Below are 4,442 nucleotides of genomic sequence, written 5' to 3'. Positions count from 1 at the left end.
GGGCGAAGTGGTCCTTGCCGGTGCCGGGGTTGCGCACGACGACGGCGAGGTTGAGGGAGAGCCCGGAGATGTAGGGGAAGGGGTGGGCCGGGTCGACCGCGAGCGGGGTGAGCACCGGGAAGATCTGCTTGCGGAAGTACTTGCGCAGCCGCTGCTGCTCGCTCTCCGAGAGCTCCGACCAGTGGAGGATGTCGATGCCCTCCGCGGCGAGCGCCGGCTGGATGTCCTCGGCGAAGGTGCGGGCGTGCTCCTCCATGAGCTCGTGCGCACCGACGCTGATCGCCTCGAGCACCTGCCGCGGGGTGAGCCCGGAGGCGGCGGGGACGGCCAGGCCGGTGGCGATGCGGCGCTTGAGCCCGGCGACCCGGACCATGAAGAACTCGTCGAGGTTGGAGGCGAAGATCGACAGGAACCAGGCGCGTTCGAGCAGCGGCTGGGTCCGGTCCTGCGCCTGCTCCAGCACCCGCCGGTTGAAGGCGAGCCAGCTGAGCTCGCGGTCGGCGAAGCGTCCCTCGGGCAGCTCGGCCTCGAGCGGGTCGCCGGCGCCGCGGGCGTCGTCGGCGAGGTCCTCGGCCTCCTCGGCCACGTCCTGCGCCGGGAGGGCCGACCCGGTCCGGGCGATCTCCTCCGTCTCGCCGTTGCGCGTGGGCTCCCCACCCGGGTGCGCGGTGTGGGCGGCGGGCGGCGAGGTCACCTCGTGGTCGGGCACGTGCACCATGCTTCCACCTCAGCGCGAGTACTGGACGTCGAGGGCGACGCGCTCGAAGCCGGCGCGCCGGTAGGTGCGGATCGCCGGGGTGTTGTCGCCCTCCACGTACAGCGTGGCACGCCGGAAGCCGCGGCGCTCCATCTCGGCCAGGGCGACGGCGGTGAGCCAGCCGCCCAGCCCCCGGCCCTGGGCCTGCGGCGCGACCCCGACGGCGTAGATCTCGGCGTCCTGCCCGGCGGGCTTGACCCACATCGAGGCGAGGAGGACCCCCGGGTCGGAGACGTCGTGGGCCAGCCAGAGCAGGCTGGGGTCGAACCACGGCTCGGCCTGCCGCTGCTGCAGGTCGGCGACGGTCATCCGGCCCTGCTCCGGGTGGTCGGCGAAGGCCAGGGCGTTGAGCCCCACCCAGGCCTCCTCGTCCTGGCCGACGACGAAGGGGCGCAGCCCCACCCCCTCCGGGGCGCCGGGCACGCTCACCCCCTCCCCCGCCGCGGGCCCAGGTCCCTGCGTGGCCCCGGCTCGCAGCTCGCGGGCCATCTGCCACAGCTCACGGGTGACGCGCAGCCCCGCGGACCGGGCCAGTGCCTGCGCCCCGGGCAGGTTCCCGTGCGCCCAGAGCGCCGCCTCCGGGACCTCGGCGAGCACGGCGTCCAGCAGCCGGCGGCCCAGCCCACGGCGCCGGTGCTCGGGGTGGACGCACAGCTCACCGCTGCCCTCGGCGTCGACGACCGCGTAGCCGACGAGGTCGTCGCCGGCCGCCAGCCAGTGGTGCCGGTACCCCGCGGTGCCGTGGCGGACGGCGAGGGTGCTCTGCTCGTTGAGGGGAGCGACGCCGTCGGCGGCGGCGACCTGCTCCGCCAGCCGGAGCACGGCGTCGGGTGTCGCGGGCGCGTCCAACCCGGTCCCGCTCACGGCTGCCACTAGTCGAGCCTCCCGGCTCGCCACAGCTCGGCGGCGTCCTCCAGGTCCTCGGCGGTCCGCAGCAGGGCACCGGCCCGGCGGGTGAGGCGGGTGGCGACGTCGTCGTCGTCGATCCAGTCCGCGTCGAGCGCGGAGCCGGTGGCGACGACGCGGAAGAAGGCGGCGGCGCGGTCGAGCGCGACGTCGAGGTCGCCCTCGTAGACGCCGGCGAGCACCGCGTCGGCGAGCCGGGCCACGTCGGTCGGCCCGGGCGGCTCGACGACCCCGGCGATGACACCGGCGACCTCGGCGCGCTGGCGGCCCAGCGCGAACCGGTCGGCGATGGTCGACGGGTCGCGGCGGATCCACTCGCGCATGAGGTAGAGCCGCCACAGCGCGCCGGGCAGGGTGCGGGGCGGGCTCTGCGACCACAGCTCGGCGACGGTGTCCAGGCCCTCGGTGTCGACGAGGGCGACGAGCCGGGCGACCAGCTCGGGGTCCTCGGCGCCCGCGCGGCCCCGCTGGACGAGGACCGCGGCAGTCGTGTGGGCGGCCTGCGAGCGCAGCGCAGGGTCGACGTCGCCGACGATGCGCTCGGCGGTCTGGTCGTCGAGCATCGCCGGGCGGCGCGGCTTGCGCTGCTCCATGGGACCTCCTCACCTGCCCGGGCGTCTGGGGCGTGCCGGACCTAGTCGATGCTACGAGATCAGCCCGGCCTGGGGCAGTCCCGGACGGCCTGCTCGTGGACGGCGCGGACGGTCGCCCCGTCGTGAGGTCGCCCGGTCGTGCGCCCGGAGCCGGCATGGCCCCTCTGACCGGCGACCGGGGCGGGTGGGACTTCCGCCGTCCTCGGTCGCGTGGTGTGCTTGGGCCTCGAGTCGACGAGGCCTGAGAGTCTGGAGAGGGCATGGACACGACAACGGCACAGAACGCCAACCGGCCGGTCGAGGCCGCCGACGACGCGCTGCGGGTGCGGCGGGTCTTCGGTGACGCCTACGAGTCCGGCGGCACGCTGGTCATCCCGGTCGCGAAGATCGTGGGCGGCAGCGGCATGGGGTACGGCACGGGGGCGATGGGACGCCGCGGCGAGGGCGGCGACACGCACGGCGCCGACGGCGAGGGCACCGGCGGTGGTGGCGGCTTCGGCGTGCGGGCCAAGCCGGTGGGCGTCTACGTCGTGCGCGACGGCCAGGTGAGCTGGCAGCCGGCGCTCGACCTGAGCAAGGTCATCCTCGGTGGGCAGATCCTCGGCGCCGTCACCGTGCTCGCGCTGGCCCGGGCGCTGCGCAAGCGCCGACGCTGACGGTCAGTCCAGCCTGCCCGCGCGGGCCCGGACGGCGGCCTGCTCGAGCTCGTCGGCGGTGGCGGTGAGCGCTCCGGCGCGGCCGGTCACCGCGCGGGCGGCGTCGTCGTCGTGGGTACGCCAGCGCGGGTCGGCGGACGCGCCGCGGGAGAGCACCCGCAGGAAGGCGGCGCTCTGCTCCAGGACGTCGGCGAGGTCGGTCTCACCCGTCCCGGAGAAGAGGGCGGCGAGCCGTTCGTCGAGCTCGGCGGGCTGCGGGGCGGCGAGCGCCTCCCGGTCCGCCGGCTCGTCGGCGCCCGGCTCGCGGGTGGCGGCGGGCGCGGTCGCGGCGGTCCCCTCCCGGAAGCGCATGGTGATGGTCTCCGGGTCCCGCTCGAGCCAGGCCCGCAGCAGGTAGAGCCGCCACAGCGCACCGGGCAGTGTGACCGCAGGGCTGCGGGACCACAGCCGGGCGATCTCGTCCAGGCCCTCGGCGTCGATGATCCGGCTGATCCGCTCGGCCTGGGGCTCGTCCTCGGCGTGGTGGCTGGGCCCGAAGATCACCGCGTTGGCGGTGGAGTGAGCGGCCTCGGAGGCCAGGGCGGGGTCGGAGTCGCCCCAGAGCTGGTCGGCGTCCTCCGGGTCGAGCATGGCGGGACGTCGCGGACGTTCACGGCCTTCCATCGCTACCTCCCCCAGGTCGCAGGGACACCGGCTGCCGGCCACCTGGCCGGACACCAGCGATTCTGACGCAGATCCCCCCGCGGTGCGCGGAGTTCGGCGGAGCGCCGGCACCGAGCGGGGGTGCGTCGGAGCCCCCGCCCGGTGTGGGTCAGCTCGCCTTGCGGAGCGCGAACCCGACGCCGTCGGGGCCGGCCTCCGCGTCGAGCATGTGCTCGGCGAGGAGGGTGGAGGCGGCCTCCTCGAGGAAGACGCGCGCGCCGTCCTCCTCGATGACCTCGTCACCGCTCTGCGGCTCCGGCGAGAGGCTCATCTCCACCTCGTCGGCGTCGGTCGTGAGCGAGAGGCGCACACCCCCGGTCTCGGGCAGGCCGGACTGGGAGGTGATTCCGGTGATTGCTGCCTTGGCGTTGTCGGTCAGCCTGAGCATGCTGGGTTCCCTTGTGGGTCGGAGTGACGCCCTGTGGGCGCCGCCGGGCACGTTCTACGGTGCGGAACGATCCCCCGGCCCGCAACCCGGCACGCGCGACACCCGCGGCGGTCGGTGCGGGGCGGTCCGGATCGCGGCGGTCGGTCCGGGAGCGGACCTGCGGGCACGTAGGCTGGCCCCCGGCGAGGCATGGGCTCCCCCGAGGGAGGGTCCCCTGCGTCGCGGGCCTCTAGCTCAATGGGTAGAGCAGCGGACTTTTAATCCGCGGGTTGTGGGTTCGAGTCCCACGGGGCCCACCGGTGCGAGCCGCGCGACAGGGCGACGATGCCGACGACGACGGCGGCGGTCACCGCGGTGGCGACGGCCGGGTCGTAGCCGGGGATCGCGGCGTACCCGACGTTGGACCGGCATGGACGAGCACCGCCACGGGCGCACGCCGG

The 4,442-nt window shown here is 75.4% G+C and carries 5 protein-coding genes, 1 tRNA gene and 1 pseudogene; 2 read left to right on the top strand and 5 right to left on the bottom strand.

Going from position 1 to position 4,442, the window contains the following annotated elements:
* From Q0195_RS08050 to Q0195_RS08040, 3 genes and pseudogenes are all read right to left on the bottom strand, one after another.
* Positions 1-718, bottom strand: a pseudogene (locus tag Q0195_RS08050) (RNA degradosome polyphosphate kinase); the annotation flags it as partial.
* Between the two features lie 9 nt (positions 719-727).
* Positions 728-1,630 carry a mycothiol synthase gene (gene mshD, locus Q0195_RS08045; RefSeq protein WP_299276870.1) on the bottom strand — a complete coding sequence of 301 codons (903 nt, stop codon included), beginning with the start codon at positions 1,628-1,630 and terminating at the stop codon, positions 728-730.
* Positions 1,630-2,256, bottom strand: coding sequence for a hypothetical protein (locus Q0195_RS08040; protein WP_299276867.1), 627 nt, complete (start codon positions 2,254-2,256; stop codon positions 1,630-1,632). The genes mshD and Q0195_RS08040 overlap by 1 nt, the downstream gene beginning before the upstream one ends.
* 260 nt (positions 2,257-2,516) lie before the next feature.
* On the opposite strand from Q0195_RS08040, the gene Q0195_RS08035 reads away from it, so the two are divergent.
* Positions 2,517-2,912: a spore germination protein GerW family protein gene (locus Q0195_RS08035; RefSeq protein ID WP_299276864.1), complete on the top strand. Its 396-nt coding sequence runs from the start codon at positions 2,517-2,519 to the stop codon at positions 2,910-2,912.
* A 3-nt stretch (positions 2,913-2,915) separates the two neighbouring features.
* On the opposite strand, the gene Q0195_RS08030 is transcribed toward Q0195_RS08035, so the two are convergent.
* Positions 2,916-3,575 (bottom strand): hypothetical protein, encoded by a 660-nt coding sequence (locus Q0195_RS08030; RefSeq protein WP_299276861.1) that lies wholly within the window; start codon positions 3,573-3,575, stop codon positions 2,916-2,918.
* A 148-nt stretch (positions 3,576-3,723) separates the two neighbouring features.
* Positions 3,724-4,002 (bottom strand): Fe-S cluster assembly protein HesB, encoded by a 279-nt coding sequence (locus tag Q0195_RS08025; protein ID WP_299276859.1) that lies wholly within the window; start codon positions 4,000-4,002, stop codon positions 3,724-3,726.
* Between the two features lie 223 nt (positions 4,003-4,225).
* On the opposite strand from Q0195_RS08025, the gene Q0195_RS08020 reads away from it, so the two are divergent.
* Positions 4,226-4,298 (top strand) — tRNA-Lys (locus tag Q0195_RS08020).
* Positions 4,299-4,442 lie beyond the last annotated feature (144 nt).

It is taken from the genome of uncultured Georgenia sp., assembly GCF_937958535.1.
Classification (GTDB): domain Bacteria; phylum Actinomycetota; class Actinomycetes; order Actinomycetales; family Actinomycetaceae; genus Oceanitalea.
The sequence above is the reverse complement of the archived record's forward strand: the minus strand, read 5'-3'. Positions and strand labels throughout refer to the sequence as shown.